At 61.9% G+C, this 24,247-nt stretch carries 14 protein-coding genes; 7 read left to right on the top strand and 7 right to left on the bottom strand.

Annotated features, from left to right (window positions below; all coding sequences use genetic code 11):
* Positions 1–20 precede the first annotated feature (20 nt).
* Positions 21–1,264, bottom strand: a protein-coding gene (locus F4562_RS19995) for an IS3 family transposase (protein ID WP_246473313.1) whose coding sequence is annotated in 2 segments (ribosomal slippage) — positions 21–982 and positions 982–1,264 — 1,245 coding nt in all. Because the reading frame shifts where the segments join, the coding sequence is not laid out codon by codon here.
* A gap of 330 nt (positions 1,265–1,594) precedes the next feature.
* Here F4562_RS19995 and F4562_RS19990 point away from each other — a divergent pair.
* Positions 1,595–2,560, top strand: coding sequence for a DUF4365 domain-containing protein (locus F4562_RS19990; RefSeq protein ID WP_184548910.1), 966 nt, complete (start codon positions 1,595–1,597; stop codon positions 2,558–2,560).
* A 170-nt stretch (positions 2,561–2,730) separates the two neighbouring features.
* Here the strand turns inward: F4562_RS19990 and F4562_RS36690 are convergent, their stop codons facing one another.
* Positions 2,731–3,237: an IS5 family transposase gene (locus F4562_RS36690; protein WP_376770955.1), complete on the bottom strand. Its 507-nt coding sequence runs from the start codon at positions 3,235–3,237 to the stop codon at positions 2,731–2,733.
* 308 nt (positions 3,238–3,545) lie between these two features.
* On the opposite strand from F4562_RS36690, the gene F4562_RS19980 reads away from it, so the two are divergent.
* From F4562_RS19980 to F4562_RS36405, 6 genes are all read left to right on the top strand, one after another.
* Positions 3,546–4,592 (top strand): DNA cytosine methyltransferase, encoded by a 1,047-nt coding sequence (locus tag F4562_RS19980; RefSeq protein WP_221207985.1) that lies wholly within the window; start codon positions 3,546–3,548, stop codon positions 4,590–4,592.
* Between the two features lie 46 nt (positions 4,593–4,638).
* Positions 4,639–4,803, top strand: coding sequence for a hypothetical protein (locus F4562_RS19975; RefSeq protein ID WP_184548916.1), 165 nt, complete (start codon positions 4,639–4,641; stop codon positions 4,801–4,803).
* Positions 4,804–5,449: 646 nt separating this feature from the next.
* Positions 5,450–7,282 carry a hypothetical protein gene (locus F4562_RS19970; RefSeq protein ID WP_184548918.1) on the top strand — a complete coding sequence of 611 codons (1,833 nt, stop codon included), beginning with the start codon at positions 5,450–5,452 and terminating at the stop codon, positions 7,280–7,282.
* Positions 7,282–8,733, top strand: a complete 1,452-nt coding sequence (locus tag F4562_RS19965; RefSeq protein WP_184548919.1) for a hypothetical protein — start codon at positions 7,282–7,284, stop codon at positions 8,731–8,733. The genes F4562_RS19970 and F4562_RS19965 overlap by 1 nt, the downstream gene beginning before the upstream one ends.
* A complete protein-coding gene (locus F4562_RS36410) occupies positions 8,730–13,763 on the top strand; it encodes an FtsK/SpoIIIE domain-containing protein (protein ID WP_184548921.1) in 5,034 nt (1,677 codons plus the stop codon). The genes F4562_RS19965 and F4562_RS36410 overlap by 4 nt, the downstream gene beginning before the upstream one ends.
* On the top strand, positions 13,696–14,355 hold the full coding sequence (locus F4562_RS36405; RefSeq protein ID WP_312872148.1) for a very short patch repair endonuclease: 660 nt from the start codon (positions 13,696–13,698) through the stop codon (positions 14,353–14,355). Before F4562_RS36410 ends, F4562_RS36405 begins: the two co-directional genes overlap by 68 nt.
* Before the next feature lie 341 nt (positions 14,356–14,696).
* Here F4562_RS36405 and drmB read toward each other — a convergent pair whose 3' ends face one another.
* Genes drmB through F4562_RS19930 form a run of 5 tightly spaced genes read right to left on the bottom strand, consistent with a single transcriptional unit; the run spans position 14,697 to position 24,139 of the window.
* Positions 14,697–16,574, bottom strand: a complete 1,878-nt coding sequence (drmB, locus tag F4562_RS19950; RefSeq protein ID WP_184548923.1) for a DrmB family protein — start codon at positions 16,572–16,574, stop codon at positions 14,697–14,699.
* A complete protein-coding gene (locus F4562_RS19945; RefSeq protein ID WP_184548925.1) occupies positions 16,571–19,987 on the bottom strand; it encodes a helicase-related protein in 3,417 nt (1,138 codons plus the stop codon). The genes drmB and F4562_RS19945 overlap by 4 nt, the downstream gene beginning before the upstream one ends.
* Positions 19,987–21,696: a nuclease-related domain-containing DEAD/DEAH box helicase gene (locus tag F4562_RS19940; protein ID WP_221207986.1), complete on the bottom strand. Its 1,710-nt coding sequence runs from the start codon at positions 21,694–21,696 to the stop codon at positions 19,987–19,989. The genes F4562_RS19945 and F4562_RS19940 overlap by 1 nt, the downstream gene beginning before the upstream one ends.
* Entirely contained in the window at positions 21,684–23,216 is a 1,533-nt protein-coding gene (locus tag F4562_RS19935; RefSeq protein WP_184548927.1) for a DISARM anti-phage system protein DrmE domain-containing protein, read from the bottom strand. The genes F4562_RS19940 and F4562_RS19935 overlap by 13 nt, the downstream gene beginning before the upstream one ends.
* A complete protein-coding gene (locus F4562_RS19930; RefSeq protein ID WP_184548929.1) occupies positions 23,213–24,139 on the bottom strand; it encodes a hypothetical protein in 927 nt (308 codons plus the stop codon). The genes F4562_RS19935 and F4562_RS19930 overlap by 4 nt, the downstream gene beginning before the upstream one ends.
* Positions 24,140–24,247: the final 108 nt, after the last annotated feature.

Below are 24,247 nucleotides of genomic sequence, written 5' to 3'. Positions count from 1 at the left end.
CCCCGACTTCGATGGAGACCTCAGGGGTTGATTCCAATGGTCTCGCTGGGCTGGTGCTGAGCGTAGTAGAGGGCTTCGTATTCCTCCGGTGGGACGTTGCCGATGGCCGAGTGCAGGCGGGTGGTGTTGAACCACTCGACCCATTCGGCGGTGGCCAGTTCCACCTCCGCCAGGGTGCGCCAGGGGCCGCGGGGTTTGATCAGCTCGGTCTTGTACAAGCCGATCTGCGACTCCATCAGCGCGTTGTCCAGCGCGTCCCCGACCGTCCCGATGGACGCGTCGATACCTGCGCCCATCAGATGGGCGGTGAAGCGGAAACCGGTGTACTGACTTCCCGCGTCCGAATGATGGATCAGGCGCGGCCCGACGGGACGCCCGGTACGGCCGCGCCGCCACAACGCCATGTCCAGGGCGTCCAGCACCAGCCCGGCACGCTTGGAGGTGGCTGCCGACCAGCCGACGATCGCGCGGGAGTAGACGTCGATGACGAAGGCGACGTAGACGATCCCGCACCAGGCATGAACGTAGGTGAAGTCGGCGACCCAGACCATGTTCGGGCGGGGCGCGGAAAAGTCCCGCTTGAGCAGGTCTGATGCCCGTTGGTGGCCGGGATCGGCTGTGGTGGTGCGGATCTTCTTTCCGCGGCGGGCCCCTGCCAGGCCCAGGGCACGCATCCGCCGCTCCACCGTGCACCGGGCCACCTGGTGGCCCTCACGCAGCAGGTGCCGCCACACCTTCCGGGCACCGTAGACGCCGTAGTTGGCGGCGTGAACCCGCCTGATGTGCCCGTCCAGCTCGGCATCGCGAACGGTGCGGGCCGAGGGCCGCCGGCTCTTGGCGGCGTAGTAGGTGCTGGGAGAGATCAACAGGCCATGCTCGGTCAGGACGCGGCAGATCGGCTCGACACCGAACACCTTGCGGTGTTCGTCGATGAAGGTCACGAGTGCGTGTGTGGCCGGTCGAGCTCGGCCGCGAAGAAAGCCGAAGCGGCTTTGAGGATCTCGTTGGCCCGGCGCAGCTCGGCGTTCTCCCGCCGCAGCCGCTTGAGCTCGGCCGATTCATCGCTGGTGGTACCCGGTCGCTGTCCTTCGTCGATCTGGGCCTGACGGATCCACTTGCGCAGCGTTTCGGCGGTGCCGATGCCGAGTTTGGCTGCGACTGCGTTGATCGCGGCCCACTCGGTCGGGTAGTCCGGGCGGACCTGCGCGACCATCCGCACCGCGCGCTTACGCAGCTCCGCCGGATAGGGGGACTTGGCTGCCATGACTCGATCCTCTCAAGAGAACAAGTCTCCATCGAAGCCGGAGCGGTTCATAGTGATCCCTCCGAAGGCTGCCGCGCCGCTTCCGTTCCTCGGGCCTTAGCGGCCCTGCGGTACGGGTCGGCTTGCCACCGAATGTCCTCTTGATCCCGCCGTAAGTTCCCCTCGAGGCCCGAGTTCCTACAACAGGAGAGCTGTCTAGGAGGTAGTAGGTGGATCACAACACTGCAAACACCCCCAATGGGCGAAGATTTCCTATAGGGTTCCCAGTCGGATCGGCGATTCATTCAAAGATCCAGTAGAGCAAAATAGCAATTAAGGTGAATTACCAAAATGCCTGAGCCTTCATGGAGAACAGAGCGTCTTGGCATAATTGCCGCAGAGCAATCCATCATTAAAGCAGGATGCATGTGGCGAGAGACATTAATGCACGACGTGGGCATCGATGGGCAAATAGAACACTGTACACCAGAAGGACTCCCGACGGGAAGAGTCGTTGCCGTTCAGGCCAAGAGTGGCTCTTCGTATTTCAAGCAATCAGATGAAAGGGGCGTTATATTTCACCCCAAGGAACGTCATCGCAAATACTGGGAATCATTTCCGCTTCCGGTAATTCTATTTCTATATGACCCTGGAGAAGATAGGGGGATATGGACTGACGCCCGTCAGCAACTACGCTCCAATCCAGGATCTCCAATAATCGTCCCATTTTCATCGAGCTTCGATCCCGCAGCGGTGCTGCGTGCACTCGAATCAGAAGGCCCCCTTCCGATAGGCGAGTTCAACCCCGATCAGATAGTTGGGCAGCTCATAGGCTTTTCAACTAAGTCAAAGTTGTTCGACATAACATACTTCGACCTCTTGGTGCATGGGCTCACCGACATTGGGAGGTCAATCCACTTCTCCGCGGACCTTGCATACGCAATCGCCGCACATAATGACTTGATCAGAGATGAACCAATAGGAACAATCACATACACGCCCCATGAACGGGAATTCATCGACGGGTATGCAACCTTCTTGATAGCAAATGATATCGCTCGATTGGATTACGATGCGTGGCGCAGATTAAAAAGTGACGGAATTTTCGGAACCTTCATTAGTCCACTGACATCAAGAGGGTGCAAGGTGATAGAACGCATACATTTCCTAGACAAGCAGCTGGCCGCCGGGCCACCCTCTGGATATCATCAGGTTGCGATGGATCGTACTAGGCTATTTGACTACAGAGGAGCGCTTGAGCGGGCAGAGCGTGTAACAATGTTTAAAGATGAGTATTCTCATTTGCAGCACAAATAGATGTATCCCTGAGAGCAAATAAATAGATCCATCGATAGCTCAAGCGAGAACAGTTCTCACTGTCAGTGGATGGTTCTGGACGGACGTGATCCAGCTCGCAATGAAGTGCTCAGTAGCGGCCAGACCATCGCCGACTTCCGATGAAATTGCTTGCGAGGCCTGCAGAAGGTTCAACGAGCTACGCGTGGCAGCTTCACCAGCGATAACAGCAGCCGGTTCGCCTCACACGCCATGTGCGGTTTGGTCGACAGGCCGCCGCGGGAGCGTCCCAGTGCGTGACCGGCGGGCTCATGGCGGGCACCGCCGAGTCGTCCGGCTTGCTGATCACCGTGGTGGCAGGCTCCGGCTGCGTGCTGGTGGGCGCGACAGATGATGGAATCGCCCCCGACGTCCCAGCCGATCCGGCCGCTCGCATCAGCCAAGGCGTGCAAAGCGGGCAGGATCTGCTGCCAGATATCTGCGCGTTGCCAGCGCCGAAACAGGGCGTAGGCGGTTTGCCAGGAGCCGTAGCACTCGGGCACGTCCCGCCAGGGCGCCCCGACCCGGAACCGCCGGCGGATCCCGTCGATCAGTTGACGCCTGCTCCCTCGAGGCGGGCGACCTGGCCGTACGGCAGCCGGGAGCAGCGGCGCCAATCGCGCCCACTGCTCATCACTCAGGTCAAAGCGCCGCGTCACCGCGAAGGTCGCCACGAGGTGTCCGGTTTTGGTTCTTCATCGTTGAACCCAATACCGGAGACCTCAGTTGCGACCAGCGACACGCTGATAACCGACCTCGAGACAGGTCCTAGGCCATTGACTGAGGCTGTAAGGGACGCCGAGATTGCGGCAGGCAACGCGTTCATCCCTGTTCCCGTCCTCCAAGACCTGGGCAGGAGGGGGCTGCCGCTGGGAGCCAAGGAGCACTGCGATGATGAGCTCCTGTCGTTATCCCCCACCCGTCGACGAGGCGGGGTGATCTACGCTAAGTTCAGAGTATGGGCGACATGGCAAGGCGCATCTCAGCGATAGATCTCTTCTGCGGAGTGGGCGGGCTGTCGCATGGACTGATGCAGGCTGGGCTGAACGTAGTCGCCGGTTTTGATATAGATCCTCGATGCAAATACCCATTCGAGAAAAATATTGAAGCTCCGTTCATTGAGCAAGATGTCCGGACGGTCTCTAAAGAGCAGCTTGAGCTTCTATGGGAGCCAGACTCAATACGCCTCTTGGCGGGATGCGCGCCGTGCCAGCCCTTCTCGCCCTACAGGCGAGGCGTAGATACGTCTTCAGAGCCGCAGTGGTCGCTCCTTGGTGAATTTTCACGACTCGTCAAAGATTCTCGCCCTGAGCTTGTGACCATGGAAAATGTCCCTCGAATCGTGGGCTCCAAGATCTTCAGGGAGTTTTCCAGCTCTCTCGAAGAAATTGGTTACGAAGTTTCTTTTAAAAGCTGCTACGGCCCGGAATATGGCCTTCCGCAAGAGCGTCGTCGACTTGTTCTCATTGCGTCGCGAATCGGACACATCGAGGTCCCTGGAGGTAAACGCAAGCCCGAAGAGTTCACGACGGTGAGAGATGCGATTTCCGGCCTCCCGGCAGTTCATCAAGGGAGAACGCATGACCTTGATAGCATGCATAAGGCAAGATCTTTAAGCCCTCTGAACCTGAAGCGAATCAAAGCGTCCAGGCCAGGGGGGACATGGCATGATTGGCCAACAGAGCTGCTATCTCCTTGCCACACTAGGCCTTCTGGCGCCACGTTCAAGAACGTCTATGCCCGCATGGAATGGGACAAGCCGTCTCCAACTATCACGACTATGTCGTACAATTTCGGTACCGGAAGGTTCGGCCATCCGGAGCAAGATCGTGCGATTACCCTGCGGGAAGCGGCGATACTCCAAGGATTTCCAGAGAATTACCAGTTTGTCAGGCCAGGAGAACCTGTGGAGTTCAACTCTATAGGTCGAATGATCGGAAATGCTGTTCCTCCTGCGATCGCACAAGCGGTGGGGAGCGCCCTCCTCGCGGCAGTCAATCAGCAGGCCTGCTAGGGGATTGGCGGATACCGGTCGCGAGCGGTGGCTCTTCCAGGTTTGAGTGATCGTCGACGTGGCGGTCATCGAGCCGCTTGAAATCAACCTCTACAGCAATTCTGCTGCCGACCTGTCTAGGCTGATGAAAATTGCCTGGGATGCTGACACAAACAAGTTCTCGATCGAACGGCTGCAGCTCACCAGCAGCATTATTGCTGACGGCTCATAGTCGGAGCAGCCCGTTGTTAGCCCAGCACGCGAGGCCGATAGAGCTGCCTCTAAGGTAACTGCGAGACCAACATCGAGCGAGACGTCATGCTTCTGGGCCGCCCTGGGCGATGCCGAGGGTGAGCCATCGCAGCCAGCGCAAGATCGACGACTCGCGGGGGAACGGAGCCCTCCTTAAACTTCGGCCTCTGCTTGGCTCGCAAGGGGCACCGCTCATCCATGTGTGGTCCCCTATCGGTCCTTGCCTCTTAGAACTGGCGGAACGAGCGGTCACCGCACTCGATCAAGGATGAGTGTGTACGTAGACCGGTATCTGAATGTAACCTGACGTGCTGATCGCGGCGGTTCCACGCCTCACCTGCTGGCATCACGGGCATCCTGAATAAGCTCATCAACGACCATCGAATGCGCGCTGTTGCTACCCAGAGGTCGTCAAAGCTCAGGTCGCACACGTCTTAAGCGCGATCGCAGTCAACATTGAGTGTCTCATCACCAATCATGATCAATGATTCTCGCGGCCTCTAACACAGTCACACAGCGTGAACCAGGCGAATTCAGCGCTCGGCCAGGGAATTTGACCTACCGACAGCGGCCCCGACAGCTAGAATTTCACAACGCTCTCGGCTCGGTCGACAAAGGACAGCAGCATGCCGCTAGAGGTCAACAAACACGTTCAACGGATACGTCGTTACCAGCCGTTCGACGCCGACACCTCCGAGATGATCTACGAGCTGCAGGAAGACTGGACGCAGTCGCTGTTCCCTGTCGTGACGCTGGACTACCTGCTGAGCGCCATTGAGCGACCGACCATGAAAACCATCGTCCTGACCGGGGACGCCGGGCATGGCAAGACAAGCTTGTGCGCCAGCCTTCTGGCCGAGCTGCAGGCCGACACCGAGACGGTCACACCAGAGATCCGGAAGACGGTTTTCCGCGAGTTGTCCAAGGCCGGCGATGCCAGCCGCCCTATTGGTCGGACCCGTAGCGGACGCCCGCTGTACATCCTTAAGGATCTCAGCGAGCTCAGCGTGCAGGCGGGCGCTCACAAGCTCGTGGAGTTGCTCGACCCTGCGGATGGGGGTGTCGCGATCATCTGTGCAAACGAGGGCCAGCTACGCAAGTGCGCCGCCGAAGACGATAGTCTCCGCAAAGGCGGCACGGGGCGCGCCAAGATCCTGGTGACGACCCTCACGGAAGGCATCCTCCGCGGGCAGGTCAGCGACCCCGATGGCACAGTCACCGTCATCAACCTCAACTACCAGTCCGTAGCGGCCGACAGCCCCAACGGCGGGCTCATCCAGTGGGTCCTGAAGCAGTGGACGACGACGCAATGGTCGCGATGGAAGCCCTGCGAGACCTGCGATGCACGGAAAGTCTGCCCAATCCTGGCCAACCGCAACGAGCTCAGCGATCCGACCCACGGGCCCCAGCGCCGGGCCGCGATCCGGGACGTGTTCGCCGCGGCCGAGCGCACCGGGGCCGTACTCACGACCCGTCAGGCCCTGGCCGTGACCAGCTACATGCTAACCGGTGGCCTTTCCTGCGAGAACGTCCACGCCAAGTACCAGCGGTCGCACTCGAATAGGTTATGGCAGGCCCCCCACTTGTACCACCAGGCCCTCTTCGGTGACCGGCTGACCCAGCAACAGCGTCATCTGGTACCTGCCTTCTTCGCACTACGAAAACTGGACCCGGGCAAGGTCTCCCGCCGCCAGGTCGACGACCGGCTGGACCCGGAAACGGCCAGCGACTTCCCTCCCGCGGATGCCAGTAGCTACCTGCAGAAGGTCCGTACGAGTCGGGACGTCCAAAAGCAGGCCGAACAGTTGCGAAGCGTGTACACGTTCCTGCGACGAGCCGACTTCTTCAACAGCGACGACAACAAGGACCGGTTCGCCCGCATGGGGCTGCAGGCCGGCGACGACTTCGTCAGTGTCCAGGACAAGAACCGGGACCCGGCAGACACCAGGGTACGAGACCGCTTTCTCAAGGGCCTGGAGGCCGTCCAGGGCATCCACCGGGCAGGGAGCAACCCCGACTTCCTGATACTCGACCCGGCCTTTTTCACCCACCGCGGCCGCGCGGCCGTGATCTCTCGGCGAGTGCCCAGCAAGGGTGTCGAGGTTGTCGACCAGATCACCCAGTGGCAAGAGAGAGGCCGGACGGGCGTCGCCCCTGAGATGCAGAACGCCGTCGAGTGGCTCAACCGGGCCATCTACATCCGCATCCCGGCCGTCACCCCTGACCAAGACGCGGTCTCGGTGGAAGCGGACTTGTTGCGCTTTGAGTTGCTGACACGGTGGGCCGCGGGCCTGCGCAGCGAGGTCCAGCATGAGGCAGAGATCCGCGGTCTGAGTGGATCCCTGGCAGAGCTGGCCGACTCGTCGAACAAGGACGACGAGATTCAGGTATTGGCGGGCAACGCCATGAGAAAACTTATGATCGACGTCGGCGATAAGATCAGGTCGGTGCGCGCCTGATGGCCGATCGTTCCAAGGCTGAGGTTGTCCTTCGTCTCTTCGGGGTGAATCTCGAACGGCAGGGCCGCGGCTTCTACGTCCCGCTCGAGATGCTCGCGATCGCCCGTGGCGTCTACCTGGCGCATCAGGAAGACCCGGAGAAGTTCGCAGGGCTCCTGGACGGCGGAGCCGATACAGCTTATAGAAGGACCTCGCACGACCTGGTCCGGCGGATCGCGACCAGGTCCCCCATCGTCGAGGGCAACGAGGAACTAAGCAAGGCCGTCGAGCTGGACTCCCCTGAGACGATGGCAACGCTCCACGCCCTGTTCTCCTCCCTGTTGGTCGAAATCCCCGGGCGTCGTAGCCAACCCGGTTGGTTCGGCGTGCACATTTATCCGTTCGTTGGTGAGCTCATCCACTACGACGCAGTCGAACGACGAATCAAGCAAACCGATGCCTCCTCCAAGAGCAGCGACAAGAAGCGCAAGCAGGCCGGCAAGGTCGCTGCTGGCATCAATGCTCCGAGTATCGAGCGTTACCTCTTCCGCGATGGCGGGGGATGGGCCTACAAAGTCTTACGCAGCGACCCTGATGCCGACCGCAAGGAAGCGACTCGAAAGGGCCTGACCGACCTCGTACAGGACAGCGGCACTCCGCTGGGCAACCTTGCCAAGGCCCTCAGCGCGCACGACTTCGACTACGACGAAGCGCCCGTGGCGGGCCCAGACGCAGGAATCGAGCTGCGCGAGGATCTCAGCCCGTGGCCTGATCTGCTGAGGGAAGGGACCCGCAACATTGTCACTCGGATTGCGACGGTCCCCAGAGCAAAGCGCACCGAGAGCCTCATGCACTGGGTCCCCTACTGCCTGGCACGCCACCAGCTGCACCTCGCACGGACGAAGCTCGGTGTTACCGATCACGAGTCGATCCTGCTGGACTTCGGCAACGAGGCAACCCCGCTGCGCAGAGAGTCGCAGAAGAACCTCACCGGCTTCCGCAATGACATCGTGAACGCGATCAATGTCCAGGCTCAGGAAATGATCGACGAAATCGAAGCCGAAGGTGACGAGGACAGGAAGCGCCGCTACGAAAGGTTCACCAAAGAGGCCGGCAGCGCGGTCGCCTCTCCCCGAGCGTTCTTCAGTGAGACCCTCGCTGCTGTGGGAGCCCTGAATGCGACGGTCGGGCGCCGACACTTCACCATGAAGCCCCCGATGCTTGAGGGTCTGGTATCTGCCACCGTCCCGCAGGGCACGGAGATGGAGTTTGACCAGTTCTGTGCATTGCTGTACGAGAAGTACGGGCTCGTGGTGGAGAACAAGGTCGCGGCTGCGAGCCCGTTGGCTTACGAGGTCGACCCGTCGATCCTTGACCACAACGGCAAGGCGTTCCGGGAAAAGCTGGCCGCTATCGGTCTGCTCACTCAATATTCAGATGCAACCAGCATGGTTCGAGGGGAACCCCGGTGACCGACAGCAGTATCCGAGCGCTCGGTCGGTTCGTCGCCGACGAAGCGCTGCGCAAGGTCACTGATATCAGCGGAGCCCGTGCCGTCCTGCGAGTCAGTGGATTCGATCGGCCGACCGTGGCCGAGGCTCTCCGTCGCACGGCCCAGAGGCTGTTGGAATCGCCGGACCGTCAGGTTGTCGTCAAGGTCGGCACCTCGGAGCCGATCGAAGGCGTACCGGTTGATTACCTGCTGGATCCGCAGGACCAGCTGACCAAGTGGCGAAATTCGGGACAGGGTACGGCGGTGTTGCTCTTCGAATGGGGGGAGTCGCCGGACGCACAGGGGCTGGCGGCCATGAACGCCCTTGACGACGCCACGATCCTGGGGGATCACCACGACACCTCCGGCGAGCGCGGGTTCGAAAGGTTCATGGCAGAAGCGTGGCGGGAGGCCGGTGGCATCGGCACCGTTCCGGCCCTCATGGCCACCCGTTTGCCGGAGATCTGGCGTGCCGTCACCGATGAGGCGCCCCGGTCCTTGCGCCGCTGGGCGACCTTCCTGGTCGAAACCGCGCAGAAAGTCGCAGCAACTCAGGTCCATACCCCTGACGTGGTCTACTCCGAGATCTCTGCAGCCCTGCCCGCTCTTGATCTCTTTCCGGACCGAGGGCTCTTCATCAAGCCCGCTGCGCTGCCCGCCCGAATCAAGAAGAACGTCTGGGTCAGTGCCTTCAAACAGCCCACCGGCAAGGAGATCACCGAGGACGACCTGATAGATCGCATCGCCACGACTGAGTTCAGCGAGGAGTCCTTGGAGCACATCGGCATGGACGCCGATACTGCCAGAACGCGCATGCGCAGCCTGGTACTCAAGCTCAATGGTTCTACCCCGCAGGATGCTCGTCAGCTTCGCCGTGAGCAGGACCTGACCCTATGGCTTGAAGTGTTCGAGCAGAAGTCCAAGAAGATCGGCCTGGGCCAGCAGATCCGTCAGGAGATCGAGCGGAGCGCCGCAGAGCGGGTCGACGAGTACGACGCCATGATGATCGAAGACGCGCTCGACCGCGGAGACCAGGAATCCGCACAGCGCTTCCTTGACGAGGCTCCCGTCGGAGGAACCGAACCGCTAGCCGACCTGCTGTCCAAGCGATGTCGCCGCAAAGTCGAAAAACTCGCCTTCCCGGACTCTCAATTCGTCCATGACCCACTGCGTGCCCTGCTGCGCGAGCTGACCTACTTTTCCGACGAAGAGGAAGGCTCCGTCGTCGTCGGGCTTGAAGGCAACCAGGAAGCCGGACAGTGGAGCCGCTGGCTGTTCGCCTTCCTGTACGCACGCACCCTGCGAGATGTCCAGGACTCCACCGGACTTCGCCTGACTCTCGAGGTCAAGGAGTGCCTGCTGGACCTGACCAAGCCGCGCCTGCCGCAGGAAGACGAGCCGTTTGACCCGAACATCGAGTGGGCCCCGCTGCGCATCCTGGTCGAGATGGACGGTGCCGCCCAGCGACGCTTCCGCTGGGACCCCCTGGGCATCCCTGGCCAGATCGCTCTGGCGGCCCTCATCCACGGCTGGAGACCTCCCTCCGGCCATGTCAGCAATCTGACCTTTGACACCTTCCTTCAGAAGTTCAACGAGCCCAGGCACTGGCAGGTCGACGAGCCCGTGCCCGAACCCACATCACATTTCGCCAGCCAGATGGAGCGCCTCAAACAGAAGCACTTCAAGCGGATCTCCGACGGGCTCGAGGCCGAGAACATCAACGAATACGTACGCGAATGGGAAGGCATACTCCGCGCAGCTCGCACCGCCCTGGTTCCCAACAACGCCCCGAACGTAGACCTTGAGGCCGTCGTCCTGACCGATGTCGTCGGGCTGGCCGACCACCGCATGATGATGCTGGCCACCCACCCGCTGAAGCTGCGCTGGCTGGCAAAGAACTACGCGGAGGCCGCCGGCAGCATCAAGACGGCCCTGAACAAGGAGGGAGGGCTGAGTCTCAACCAGGAGAACGAGGACCTCTTCTTCGACGCCATCGATCGTATCTCCCCCCATGGGACACCTGCGATCCTCGTCGGGCCCGGCGGCACGATTGCCATTCCGATGCGGGAATCGGCCGGACATGAGGAGTACGCGCCTGTCCGCCATGGCGGCAACGAGTCCAAGGACTGGCTCTCCAGTGTCGATGAGACCGCGATCGATGAGATGGTCCGCGTCATCACCGACTACCTGACGACCTACCCTCACAAGCTCGACGGCCTACGCGTACTACTTCTGGACCGCAACGGCGACCCTGTCCTGCCCATGCGCGTGGCAAAGCAGATGCGGGCCAAGAGCCCTCGTCTGAAGGTCGATCTGGTCGTGCTGGCTCCCCAAGCAACCCATCACGAGATCATTCAGGGTTTTGACCTGCAGTTTTCCGGCGCAGAGATGTCCGAGGACAGTTTCCTGCCCGACGTCCAACTCATCCTGCAAGCATGGGAGCCCGACCAGGAAGCAGACCTGTCAGGGCTGGAAGACACCATCGACCTCGCCCTGGCTCCCGCGCTGTTCGGCACCCAGACTAGTATCAAGGAGAGCACCAAGAAGGAATCCTTGTCGGGTTCCTTCAACTCCTGGAAGCACCCGGCCTCGCACAACCTGGCTCAAACCAGCGAGAACGTCGTAAGAGCGCTGTTGCCCGAGACCGCCGACGAGACTCTTGAGTCCTGGTCGACCTTGTGCGTGCGCTACGACCGCCGTTCCCCGGTCTCTCGGGAGAGCGTCGACGGCATCGACTACTTCGAGATGCAGGTGCGGTTCGACCAGCACCAGGACTTGTTCACCACCCTGCACCGCGTGGCCCACTGGGTCGTCACTCTCGACAGCTTCATTGGACGTGAGCAGATCGATGCCCTGCGTAACCGCCCTGACGTCATCCTGGTCAAGCCCAGAGTCGGCAAGAACGAGTCCTACACCCTTATTGTCAGCTCACAGACCGGCCAGCAGTTCGTCGTCCGGCGACTGCGGCGCCGGTTGGAGCAGATCGGGGTCGTTACTCCGCAGGACTCCGAAGGCACCGCTAAGCGGATCTACGAGGTAGGCCGTAATGTGGCCCCTGGTGCCGTGCTGCGCTCCCTCGGTATCGGCACCACGGTCAACGAAGTCGTCGGCCTGGTCGCCACCCGGTTCGTCATTGACCAGCAGTTCCCCGTCCCTCGGCAGGGCACGAGCCTGGTCACCTGGATCAGCTTCGACGAGCACCACCGCTGGTTCGGCCGGGGACACAAGACTCGTGCTGATCTGGGCCGCTTCGTGCTGACCGTCCAGGATGACGGCATGGTTCGCCTGGATATCCTGGTCGCCGAGTCCAAGTTCCGCCAGACCTTTGACGTCGGCTCGGCCGAGGAACAACTCAACCGCACCACCGACCTGTGCGAGGATGCCTTTCGCTCGGACGGCGAGGTTCGCCACGACCGTCCCTTCTGGCTGGACGAGCTTGCCGCCGCGATCGCTCAGAGCAGTGGAAACGTTTTAAAGGCTGCAGACCTTCCAGCTCGCACCGTGATCGGCGACGACGGCCACCGTCAGGTCGAGGCGAAGGTCCTTGACGCCCTGCGCTCCGAGGATGTCCAGCTCGGTCAAGTTACTGGCGTTGCTGTGGCTATCTCAGCCGAGGACGATCAGCCGGCTCCCGTGGTCGGAAGCCTCGGCAAGCACACCTTGGTGAGGTTGAACAAGCACGAGCTGCTGAACCTCATCGGCGCTCTGCGCGCAAATCAGGACCCCGCCGATGCAGACCCCCTTGTTGCCTCTAGGGACCTCGGCGGGACCGTGAAGGTCTCTGGCAGCGCCGTTCAGACCACCTTGACAGACATTTCCGCCAAACTGCCTACTCCGGAAGAACCGACGGCACCTGCCGAGGTGGTCGGAACGACTGCTCCAACAAACGTGCCGAGAGTGGTAATTGCGCGCCACTCTGCCGCAGAGGCGGATCCTGTCCCTCCGAAGGCTCACCGCGGTGGGCTCCCCGAGGAGGAGCTGCGGCTTCGATACAACAAGGTCGTTGACGTCTTCGTCCGCCACAAGGTCGCGGTCAGCTCCCCGGAGTTCGGCAAGTGGCAGGAGGGGCCCGGCTTCTACATCTTCCGATTCATCCCCAATCCTGGGGTCACCGTGGACAAACTGACCAACCGGCGTGACGAGATCTTCCTGGCTCTGGCGCTGCCCTCCGGGTTCAGCATTCGCACCCGCAGCGACCGCGGCTCCGTACTCTTCGAAATCCCCAAGATCGACGACGAAAAGTACGGGGTCGACGCCAAGGCACTGTGGCAGCAGTGCCCGGTCGATCCCGAGAGCCTCATCGCCCCGCTGGGCGCCGACATCGAAGGTAACCCGGTCACCATCGACCTCTCCTCCGCGGACTCACCGCACTTGCTGGTGGCTGGCACTACTGGATCAGGAAAGTCCGTTGCCCTGGACACGATCCTCAAGGGCTTGATCCGGTATGACAAGAGTGCCCTGCGACTCCGCCTCGTTGATCCCAAGGGCACCGAGCTTGTCGACTTCGAGGACGACCCTCACCTTGATGGCATGATCGGTATGGACGCCGCCGACGCGATCGAGATTCTTGAGGAAACCGTCAAAGAGATGGACGAGCGCTACAAGGACATGAAGGCGATCCGCGCACGCAAGCTCGTCGAGTACAACGCTAAGGTCGACAAAGCAGACCGAAAGCCATGGATCGTCGTCGTCCTGGACGAGTACGCCGACCTCACCAGCGACCCTGAAGAGAAGAAGCAAATCGAAGCACTGCTCAAGCGCCTAACGCAGAAGGCCCGCGCTGCGGGCATCCACGTTATCGCAGCCACGCAGCGCCCGAGCGCGGACGTTATCTCGACGACCATCCGCTCCAACTTCCCCGCCCAACTCGCTCTGCGGGTCAAGACCGCGACCGACAGTCGCATCATTCTGGACGAGACCGGAGCTGAAGCTCTGGCCGGACATGGTGACGCCTTTCTGCACACGGCGAAGGGCACCATACGACTGCAGGTGGCCTACGACGGGAGCTAAACAGGTGATGTACCCCGGTTTTCGTGGAGTCGCTTTGATTGACTACATGCCTCCGCCCCCTTCGAGAGGTCGACATGTCGAAGAGTGCAGGCAACCGCGTCTGGAACGCGGGGCATCAGTGGCGCCTAGGACCGTGGATGAGCTATACCGTTATGGCGTGGCTACCATGCCTCTTCCCAGCTCGGCCGACGTGTCGGCACGGATGAGCAGGCAACGTCGGAGGGACACTGCCCCTGAGCTCGCCGTGCGGAAGCTGCTGCACGCCCACGGGCTGCGGTATCGAGTGGCCTGGCCAATACCTGGCATGAAACGGCGGACCATCGACATCGCCTTCACACGGACGAAGGTCGCGGTGTTCATAGACGGGTGTTTCTGGCACTCCTGTCCTGAGCACGCCACCCGTCCTGCCTCGAACGACACGTGGTGGTCAGAGAAGCTGGCCAAGAACGTCGCTCGCGACATAGCCACCAACGAGCACCTGCATCAAGCAGGGTGGCGTGTCATTCGTGTATGGGAGCACGAAGATCCATCGGAAGCGGCCACTCGCATCGTCGATGAAGTCATGCGGCACGGACAATCAGGCCGAACATGACCACGCGCATGAACCACACGTCGCTTCGCGGTGCTACAGCAGCGAGTATGACCATCCGAATGCTTATTACACAGTCGCATCGCGCAGGGACATGCGCGGGATGATCTTGTCCGCCCGACGAGCCGGACAGCTTATTCCTGCAGGTCGAACGAGGCAGACCAGCCTTACAATCCACGCTCTCCTACAGCGGGCATCGCAACTGAGGGCCGTGACGATCACGGACTTCGCATCCATCGTGTGGCGCGATCGATGAAAGCCAGGACTGTAAGAACAATGGCTCTAGACAGGCCCGTCACCTGCAGGCGTCGGGAAAGGGGAGGCTGGTGACGCCAGCATCCATCTCAGCTGAAAAACCCGAGTTTGGGTTCCGTCAGCGAGCCGACGACGAGTCCACGGTCAAGGAATCTGTTGAACTCCTCGCAAGCAGTCTCTGGCAGGAGAGCGCACGCGTGGCATGCAGCGAGGTTGCAGGAATCCGGCCCCTGACCGCCTTCGCCGGCTTCCATGCAGATTGGATCGGTCGAGCACCATTCGGCGTTCGCCAGAGCCGCCGCCCACGCGCGCTCCAAATACCCCGGCTTGCCCATCCGGACCAATCCGCCCATGGTGCCTTCGGCGTCTCCGGCAGCCGTATAGACCAGCATTCCCGCCATCGGCGCGTCGCGCTCGTCGGAGACATATAGCCGTTCCCGGAGTGAGGCGGTGCTGTAACCACACTCGAAGATCAGTTGGTTGATGAGCAGATGGGCGATGGTGTGGATCAGGAGGAAGCGCGGGGTAATCTCCTTAGGAGTGAGCAGACGATCGGCGGGAAGGCCGCGGTATCGCTCCGCGATGCGGTTTGCCCTGTCCTGGACCTCATCACGCCTCTCCCATGCACGCAGGCGCTCTTCGTCGAGTTCAAGGTAGATGCCCTCCCCGGAGACGGTGTAGGCCGGGAGCCAGTCTCGTTCGGGGGAGGGCTGGTTCTTCCAGAGCCTGCTCTTGCCTTCCTTGAGTTTGAGACCGGAAGAGACCAATCGGGTGAAGCCCCATAGGGCGCGAGTCTCGCGCAGCGATTCCACCAGCCGTACACGGGAAAAGTTATTTCTTATGGCATGCTCGTAGGGCACGGCCGCGGAGTTCACTACAAGGTTTGGATGGTCGATCTCGTTGCGGAGCATGGCGTACTCGGGACGCCGCCATTGTGTTGGGGTGAGCTCATCGAGGTCGTAAACCTCCTCCGCCATTTCGCCGCCGTATGCCTCATCAAGGGCTTGCTGGATCTGGGCGTCTGTATACGGCTTGAGTACATTGTATTCGTCGATCATGCGAACGGTCGCCACGGTCACGTCCCCGGTCTTCCGCGCGAGATTCATCGCAGTCACGAAGTTCGGGCGATTGAGGATCTCCAAGAGCGTAGGCGGTACAGTGCTCGAACTCTGCGGAAGGTAGATAGAGCTCTCTACCAGGGGAAAGTAGACATTAGATGCGCCCCGCAGGCTGCCCCGCAAGGGATGACCGCATGGCTGGGACGCTCCGCCAAGCCACGGCCGCCATCCGTCGCAGGCGTAGTCGGCGCCCTTTTCCAGTTGGCTGCTAAGGATGGTCGACGCCTCACCATCCACCTTGGTAGCCGTAGTGACTCCTTCCAGCGTGCGAACCTTGCCGCACCCTTCGCACACGACGAGTTGTCCGGATAGGGAACCGGTGCCCACGGCCTTTAGGCGGAGAACTCCACGGCAGGACGGCTGGATGCTGCGATGAACCCACTCCCGCCAGGGAAAGTTGCCGACATGTCCCTTCTCGCAGATCACCACGAAGGGAACCTGAGACATCGCGGGCCCCTTGGTAGCGGGCTTGCCGCCCGCCTGGTGCTGCTTATCCGGGCAGCGGGCTTTTCCGTGGTAAGCGAGTGGCTGCTCCTCCAATCGCTTGCAGTACGGGCAGAAGCTCCAGCTCGGGAACCGGAGGAAGGGAATCGTGAGCAGGAGGTTGGGACTATTGGGCATTCCCGGGACCCGGGGCCGGTAGTCCGGTGGCAGCCGGAAGTGGCTGACGCGCAGCCGCTTCTGCAGTCGCCATTCGTCGATCCTGAACTCGCTTACGTCAACGTCCTCGCCTTCGAACCAGTGGTCGAGCCCAGTGGTGATGACGGAAGTGCCGTCCACCATCACAGTCATCGCGCCCACTCCGAACGGGGAGATGAGCTGAGCTCGGCGAATGTTGCCGCTGGTCATGAGACCTCCCCAGAGGTGTTGAAGGCATCGGTGATCGCGGCACGGCATTCTGCGTCCACGTTGCGCATCGACGTGGGCACCGGCCAGGAAGGCTTGCCGCTGCTCTCGGCCGTGCCGGCGTACCGCATCAAACCGTTGAGGGGGTCACCCGTTACCGGGTTCGCCTCCCATTTCGCGCGGTCCCAGTCGTCCCACTCCTGGAGCGCTTGAGTGACCTCGCGTTCGACGGCGTCGAGCTCCTCGGGATCAACCAGCTCGGCCCTGGCGAGTAGGACGCCAGCTGCAACATCAGCCTCGTCATGAGGAAGAGGCCACGATGGCAGATCCACGGATCCGGTCGTCCGGACGTGCGCGACCAGTGCTCCACGGAGTGCTCGCCTCAGGACCGGACGGGCGAAGGGCGTGACGCTGGTTGGCTCCACTTGGGCGTAGAGGCGTTCATGGTAGCTGCGGAAACGTTCGTAGTGGGAGCGGTCACGCGGCTTGGCGGCACCATACAGCGTGACCACCAGACCAGGACGTTCCTGCCATCGGCGGCCGACGCGGCCGGTGACCTGGATGTACTGAGAGGTGGTCTTGGGCTGGCCGACGACGGCCATGAGAGAGAGCCGGTCGATGTCGACGCCGACTTCGATGATGTTGGATGCTAAGCAGATGTCGATGGCTTTACCGGTGGCGAAGTCGGTGGCCAGTTCGTCGATCGCACGCGGGATTTCGTCGTTCCGGCGGCGGCTCGTGAGCTCCATGGTGGTCCGGGGGAAGCGTGCCTGTTCGATTCCTTCGCGTCGCCGGATGCCGACAAGATAATCCGGGATGTCCGCTTGGATCAGAGACAAGGTGTTGCCCAGTTCCCGGAGGCTGTTGAAGAACCATAGGGAAGTCCACCAAGGATCCTTCTGCTCGTCGGGCAGGTATCCTCCGGACTGGAGGAGTGCCGCGGCTGTCCGGACCTGAACACTCTGGATCGAGCCCAGGCCTGGTGCGTGAACTCCAACATAGAGCCGACCTGGGAGCAGTTGCTTGGTCCGCTCGTCCCGCGCCCATACGGCGAAAAAGGAGTCCTCGGCGGTCAGTCCGGATGGCGGGAAGAGAGCGACCCGATCCCGGCCGTACACTGCCTTCGCCTGCTGCGCATATCGCCGAATGGTGGCGGTGGAAGCGATGATCTTTGGCTTGACTGGAACTGCCTTGCGGCGATCGGTGCAGAGGTCTTCGACTACCGCCTCGTACATACCCACCATAGAGCCGAGTGGGCCAGAAATCAGGTGAAACTCATCCTGGATGATCAGGCCAGGAGGAGAGGCGACCTGCCGCCCCGACCCGTCTCGCCCGAAGAGCGCCCGGGCCAGGGGCCGCCACGGAATCATGGCGAACTTGTCCACTGTGCCGATCACCATCGAGGGCGGCTTCTCGTAGATGTCCTCATCTACGACCAGTAGGGGCAGTCCTCGGTGGAAGGGGCATCGATTATCGGGGCATTCCAGGGCAATTCGATCAGGATTCCGGTGATAACGGTATCCGGGAATAACTGAATGCCGAATCCGTCTGCCGCGGGCCTTCATCTGCTCGGCGGTCGGCCCAAGCTTTGCCGCGCACCATGGGCAGCGCAGCAGTAAAAATTTGTTGGCTGCCTGGGCAGGCTCCTTGGCCATGTCCTTCCACGCCTCCACCGCCTTGTCGCGCCTGTTTGGTGTCGTTGCGCCACCCAACCAGATGCCGATGGTGTACGGCTCGCTGCCCAGGTCGCTACGGCCAGCGCGGAGTTGTTCCATGGCGCAGATCAAAGCTGCTGCACGGAGGAACTGCTGCGCGGTCAGAAGCCGGAGTGTGTACCTCATGATGACCTCAGTCCCGACGTCACCGGGATCTCGCAGTCTCCGCAGGAACATCGCGAAGGCAGCCACGGCCAGATAAGCCTCGGTCTTGCCTCCCCCTGTGGGGAAGAAGATCAGCTCAACGTTGTCCCGGTCATCGCTCTGGGGGAAAGCGATTGACTCGACAACGGCCAGGAAGAAGGCGATCTGGAAGGGACGCCAGTCTCCGCGTCCGGGAGGCAGTTCACCCGTAGGGGGGTCTCCCTCAACGCTGATAAACCCTTGCCCATCGAGCAAGGTCTCCCTGGGGGAGACGCTTGACCTTGCCTGCTGGTCAACCATGGCTTGGTTGGCGAGACGAAAGGCGGTGGCGATCTGCCCATCCGTGCAGATGAGCTCCCAGCCGCGGCGCATGCGAGCGAGAGCCGCCTCGCATTGGCGAAGGTGAGCCTCTGCAGCGGGCCGGTGCTGGTCAGGAACCTCCCCCCAGCGGTCTGTGATCCACTGCTCATAGCGCCGGATGATCTCTTCTACTTGGGATGCTGCCTCGTCTCGCCGCTCTGGGGCGGCGAGTACCTTCATGCCGACAGCGAGCTCAGTGCCGTTCTCGCGGCGGATCACCGGCGTGATACTCGGCGTTTCGAAAGTCGGCAGGCAAACCGCATCGACCCGAGTCGTCGATTCGCCCGGCTCGCGAGCCCAGTTCGCCGCGCAGCCATGGCCGAGCGCGAAGGTCTGGTGATGCCGGTAGAGCAGCGCGATCGATTGCTCTTCGGCGTCCAGGTCGCGGCGGCCACGCTCCTCCGGGTAGGGAAGGAACACGCCTCCGCCTTCCACTAGGGCGGAGAACTCTGCCTGAAAGAGCGATGTTTGATCGCCCCGGCCGGAAGAGCGGTTGGTGACCGTGAGCGTGATCAGGTGATTGCCGTCGATACGTCGGCTGTAGGCGCGCACTGCGATTTCCAGGCCATCGGCACCCTCCACGGCTACCTCGTCGGGATACACCATGCGGCGAACTCCCGTGGGCGCCAGGCTCTTCGCGCTGAAAACCGCCCTCACCGAGACCGGGCTTCGAACCCACCAGGGGTCCACGGCCTTACCCGCGATGTCCACTTGGAAGGGCTTGTATCGGCCGAATGATGCGGTCACGACAATTTTCGCGGCGTCGGGGAGCTGGCAGTGGACCGAGATGCCCATCGTGCTCTGCTTCCGGGTATTCGCCAGGGAGAGATCCAGATCATCGTCCAGCTCCTGCTTGATCTTGGAGATGTCCGACTGGCGCTTCTCGACGAGCTGGTCGCTGATCAGCGGTTCGAGGACCTCGTCAGAAACAGTGCCAAATTCTGGCAGTGAATCCTCCAGAGTCTCTTCCTCACCTGCCGGAGCGAGTACGGCTGTGCCGTACCGGCGAAGTGGCCTGAAATCGTGAAGGATTTCCTCGCCTGTGGCGGCATCCCGCCAGGGACCGCGAGCCTCTTCTTTCGATGCAAATGTGATGGTCTTCGAGAGATTCAGTGCCTTCCCGAGCGGCTTGGGGCCGACCAGCTCAGCCTTCAGGTCGTTGAGGACCTGCGCTCGCGAGCCGAGGAAATCCGCCATCACGCGTACCCCCTGCCGAGATTGCGCGCCATCTGGCGCATCGCCTGATCCTTGGCGAGCACGATGAGCCGATCGGAACCCCTGCTTAAGGCCACATACAGCAGAGCCTCTGCTCCGGGCCCCTCAGCCGACTCCACGTCAGTCACAATGACGGCCGGCGCGTCGAGCCCCTTGAACGCATGAATGGTCGAGTATCCGGTCTGGCCAGCTTTGGCCGAGGAGTAAGGGCTCAGCCGCTGGCGTAGAGCGGGTGAGGTGCTGATATGGGCGGCGCCTTGAGTGCGGGCGGAGAGCACGACAATCTGCTCGGGTGGGTAATGGTCCTTGTACAGGGCATCAAGTGCCCGGGCGAGCTTAGTCTCCTGCTCGGACGGCGAGCCGTACTTGTAGTACTCGACATCAATGCCGTCATCGGGACGCCGGAACTTCCGGTAGACGTTCCCCAGGCCGGTGAGCTGCGCCGCCGCCTGGCCAATGCGCGGGGTGTTGCGGCAATTGTGGTGCAGGACCGGCTGAAAGAACGATGGGCCGCGCGCAGTCAGCTCTATACGGCCGTCACCTTGGCCATAGATCGCCTGCCGCTGGAAGTCACCGAACATGAGCCATCTCCCCGCGGCCAGACCGCCCTTGACCATGAGGTCGAGCACATCCAAGTACCCTGGGACGCAGAGGTCCTGAGCCTCGTCGACGATCAGGACATCGACGGGATCGGTTCGCTCGAACAACACCTCAAGCGCAAGATCGGGCAGTTCCTCCTGCCACCAGTCAGCACCCGGATTATCTCCGGGTACCTTCACCTGGGCCAGGTCGAGCATTGCACGGTGGAGGGTCCCGGCACGCACGCCCGGGAAATTCCCAAGCTGGTCGGCCAGCCATCTGCCCAGCAGCTGGTTGAAACAGAGCACTCGCGCCGACTGCCCCTGGAGGCTGGCTCGCCGGGCAGCTTCGAGCGCCAGGAAGGTCTTACCTGTGCCGGCTGCGCCGGCGAACAGCACCCGGGGCTCGGACTCGATGAGGTCAAGGGCATCGTACTGTTCTTGCAAAAACGTCAGGCGATCGTCATCTCGCAGGCGCCGTACGTCGGCCGGTGATATTGCCAGTTCGAAGCGCGGGCGGAGTTTCGTGGCCAGTTCCTCGCACTGAGCTTCCGTAGGCTCGTTTCGCGCGGCGTCAAAGCTGGGCCGGGTGGCCGACAGATGACGACGTGCCTGGACCAGGACGGAAGTCAGCGACCTGGAGACGGGATGGCGGATCAAATCACCGCGATCAAGGAGTTGCCAATGGTGCCATTCGGGCGAGGACGGTACGGCTGTCGCATTCGCGTCTGTGAACCAGACCGCTGACCAGAACGGAATGTGCGTGAGATCGCGCCTGCTCCTCCCGAGGAAGGCCCTCAGGCTATGCATGGCCTCGGCAGCTTGCGTGAAAGGGCTACGACTAGTCGGTTGCTGAGCTCCTAGATGCCACGTGCCCGAGCTGTCGCGGCTGACGGTGCGATGAGACTTGACCTCCATGCACAGAACTCCCAGGCGGGGAACGATGATGACGAAATCCGCCTCGCCTTCCACCTGTCTGCGGTGCTGGGCGATGTGCAGCGAATGCAGCACGATCCAGCCGTCTGTCCCAGGATCGCTCCGGAGCCGCTCGAAAAGGCGCCGCTCACCGGGCGGCGCGCCTCGATCAATCACCGGGGGGATCATTCGAGCCATTCCACTCCTCGTATCGCGAAAGGTCTGCGGCAATCGCGGAGGGCGACCGCAGTCGGTTCCTCTCGAAGTGCCAGGACCTGGTAAGCGGTCATTGGGGCGGCACCGGGAACGTCATCCAAATGGAGTTCGATCACGCCACCAGCTTCTAGCTGATGCAGATCGCAGCTGTTGGCCTTGCTTTCCAATGCTTCCATGAGGCGGTGTCCGGCCGTGACAACGGCTCGGCGCAGCACCTGACCTGCCTCGATGTAGGTGGTTACATCCCCGATCCCGAGCATGCGCAACAGGACCTTGAAGTCCTCGACCTTTCGCGGTTGGATGAGCTCCTCATGGGCCCAGTGCGAGATGTTGTGAACCTCGACACCGAGTGCGGCGAGCCGCCGAGTGATCGCCGTCGGCCCTTGATCGTCAAGTAGCCGCCGAAGCCGGCACTTCCAATCCTCTTGCAGGTGCCTGACCTCAGCGCCCTTGGTATTTCCGAGCAGCCCATAGGCCACTTCCCGAGTAGTCGCGGCTTCACTGACCCCCGCACGGAGGATGAGAATCGTGCCTTGAGTTACAGAGGACATGGGCAGGGAAGTCACGCGCTCACCCGGGGGCGCGGCGGGGTCCAGGCCACGGATGCGTTCCCCCTCAACTGGGAGCCAGATCGCATGCTTCCCGCCGAGTACGGCAAGGCGGGCAAGCACCTTCTCGGTATCCTTGGCCAGAGTCCGGGGGGCGGAAGCCAGAACGCTTTCCCAGTCGGGAGCGATCTGGAGCTCGGCGGCTGGAGTGCCGCTCCACGGTTGCCAGCTCACCGCTGGGCGCATGGGCTCCTGGATCCGTGTTGTTAGCGTTATCGTGGCGAATTGGCCGAAAAGCCCTGGGATCTTCTCCTCGTCGCGAACCCAGTGATGGTGTACAAGCTGGACCGCCATGGCTCGGGGTGTCGTGAGTAGCTGAAGAGGGAAGACGAAACTCGGCCCACAGACGACGGCGAGATGGAGTGGTTCGTGGCGGGCATATTCGGCAGGCACGAAGACGGAAGGTGCTTGACCGTGCCGAGATCGCAGCCAGTCCGCGAGCGCGAGGGCAGTGCGACGATTCCTTGCAATCAAACAGGCGCTGGTAGGATCCACCTCCTCCAACGTGCTCATCACTGCGGATCCGAATGGTTCATTGCCTCCGGACTCGTACGCTTCCGCTGTCATCCGCAAGGAGTCGAGTAATGGCAGAAGGTGGACGGGAGCACCAATGCGAAGGGCTTCAGCTGAGCATACGAGTTCTCTGAGCAGCGGAGCGGTGGTGGACGCCGCGCTGGAGAAGGGCACAGGGTCGTAGAGCCCTCGCCATCGAGCGGCGTTGGCGAGACGTGATAAGGATTCCCAGGCTGGCGAGTCGGGTTCGTCCTGGAGTGCCTTGAGCAGGGATCGGACTTCCCGGGAAAACCGGTGCGCCGCAGCGTCATCCACATGAACGCGCTGCGGGGCTGCCTCGGCGCTGCGGTAATAGCTGTCGGCGAGGGCGATGCCATTCACAGTGCCCTCCTGAATGCCAGAACCTCGCAGCCCGCTGGTGCGTTCCAACCAAGTTCATGGTCGCGGACAGGTGTTGCGTAGGCACGCTCCTGCATCAAGGTGGCCACCGCCGCGTCCACGCCCGGCTCGGTTCGCTCCAGGATGGCGATGACTACAGGGGCCGGGCATTCGGGGAGCCACCGGCTCGTGGCATAGGCCCCGTCGAGGATCACTAAGTGCGGTGAAGTGGGGAACGCCTCCCAGGCGGGTGTCTCCGCCCGGGAGGACATGACCGAACTGCGCCAACCCACAGGGGCCGTGAGTTCGATCGGCCGGACGATCGAACTCATAGGGCCGAACCGAAGACCGTTCGGCGTCGAAATTTGCTCGGCCAGGTCGCCGTAGATGCGCTCAGGCGACCCCACAAGCAAGAGACCCCAATCCCACGACGAGAGGAACTCCTCTGGGTCTGCGCTGGGCAGCAGAGACTTCACGAAGGTGGTCTCCGTGTCGGAATAGGTTGTTGCGCCGACTGTTAACACCCCAGGTGGAGGCGTCCTAACCTCCTTCACCAACCGGGTCTGGAACGCTCCCGTCTTGGGGGTATTCAAATAGAGGCGGTCCGGTAGGCCGGTGAGGTAGTCCCCAACGATGACTCGTTTCGGAGTCCTCACCCAGATCCGCGTTCCAGGCGTGACATCACTGAGGGAGATTGACCAGTCGGCTGTCAGAGGCTTGCGGTTACGCTGGGTGTAGCGCTGGCAGACGTACCCGAGGGCGATGGCTGCTGCGCTCTGGAGCCGCGTTGTGACTGAGACGGCTACAACAGTTTGCCGCTGAGCAGATTCGAGCGACCCCTTGGCTGTCGTGATCCCCAGGCGGAGCCACGCCGTGAACCAATCGGGGATTGCGCGGGATTGGCCGGCGACCGAGTGCATGAACACTGACCGCTTGCTCTCCTGAGGGGTTGTTTGAGTCGCCACCACATCCCCCTTCGCACCGTGACAGAGGGTTGTGCATCCAGCAACTTCTTTACCTTGCCTGAGCATACT

The sequence above is a fragment of the Streptosporangium becharense genome (assembly GCF_014204985.1).
Taxonomy (GTDB): Bacteria; Actinomycetota; Actinomycetes; order Streptosporangiales; family Streptosporangiaceae; genus Streptosporangium; species Streptosporangium becharense.
Note: the sequence above shows the minus strand (reverse complement) of the source record. Positions and strands in the feature narration are given on the sequence as shown.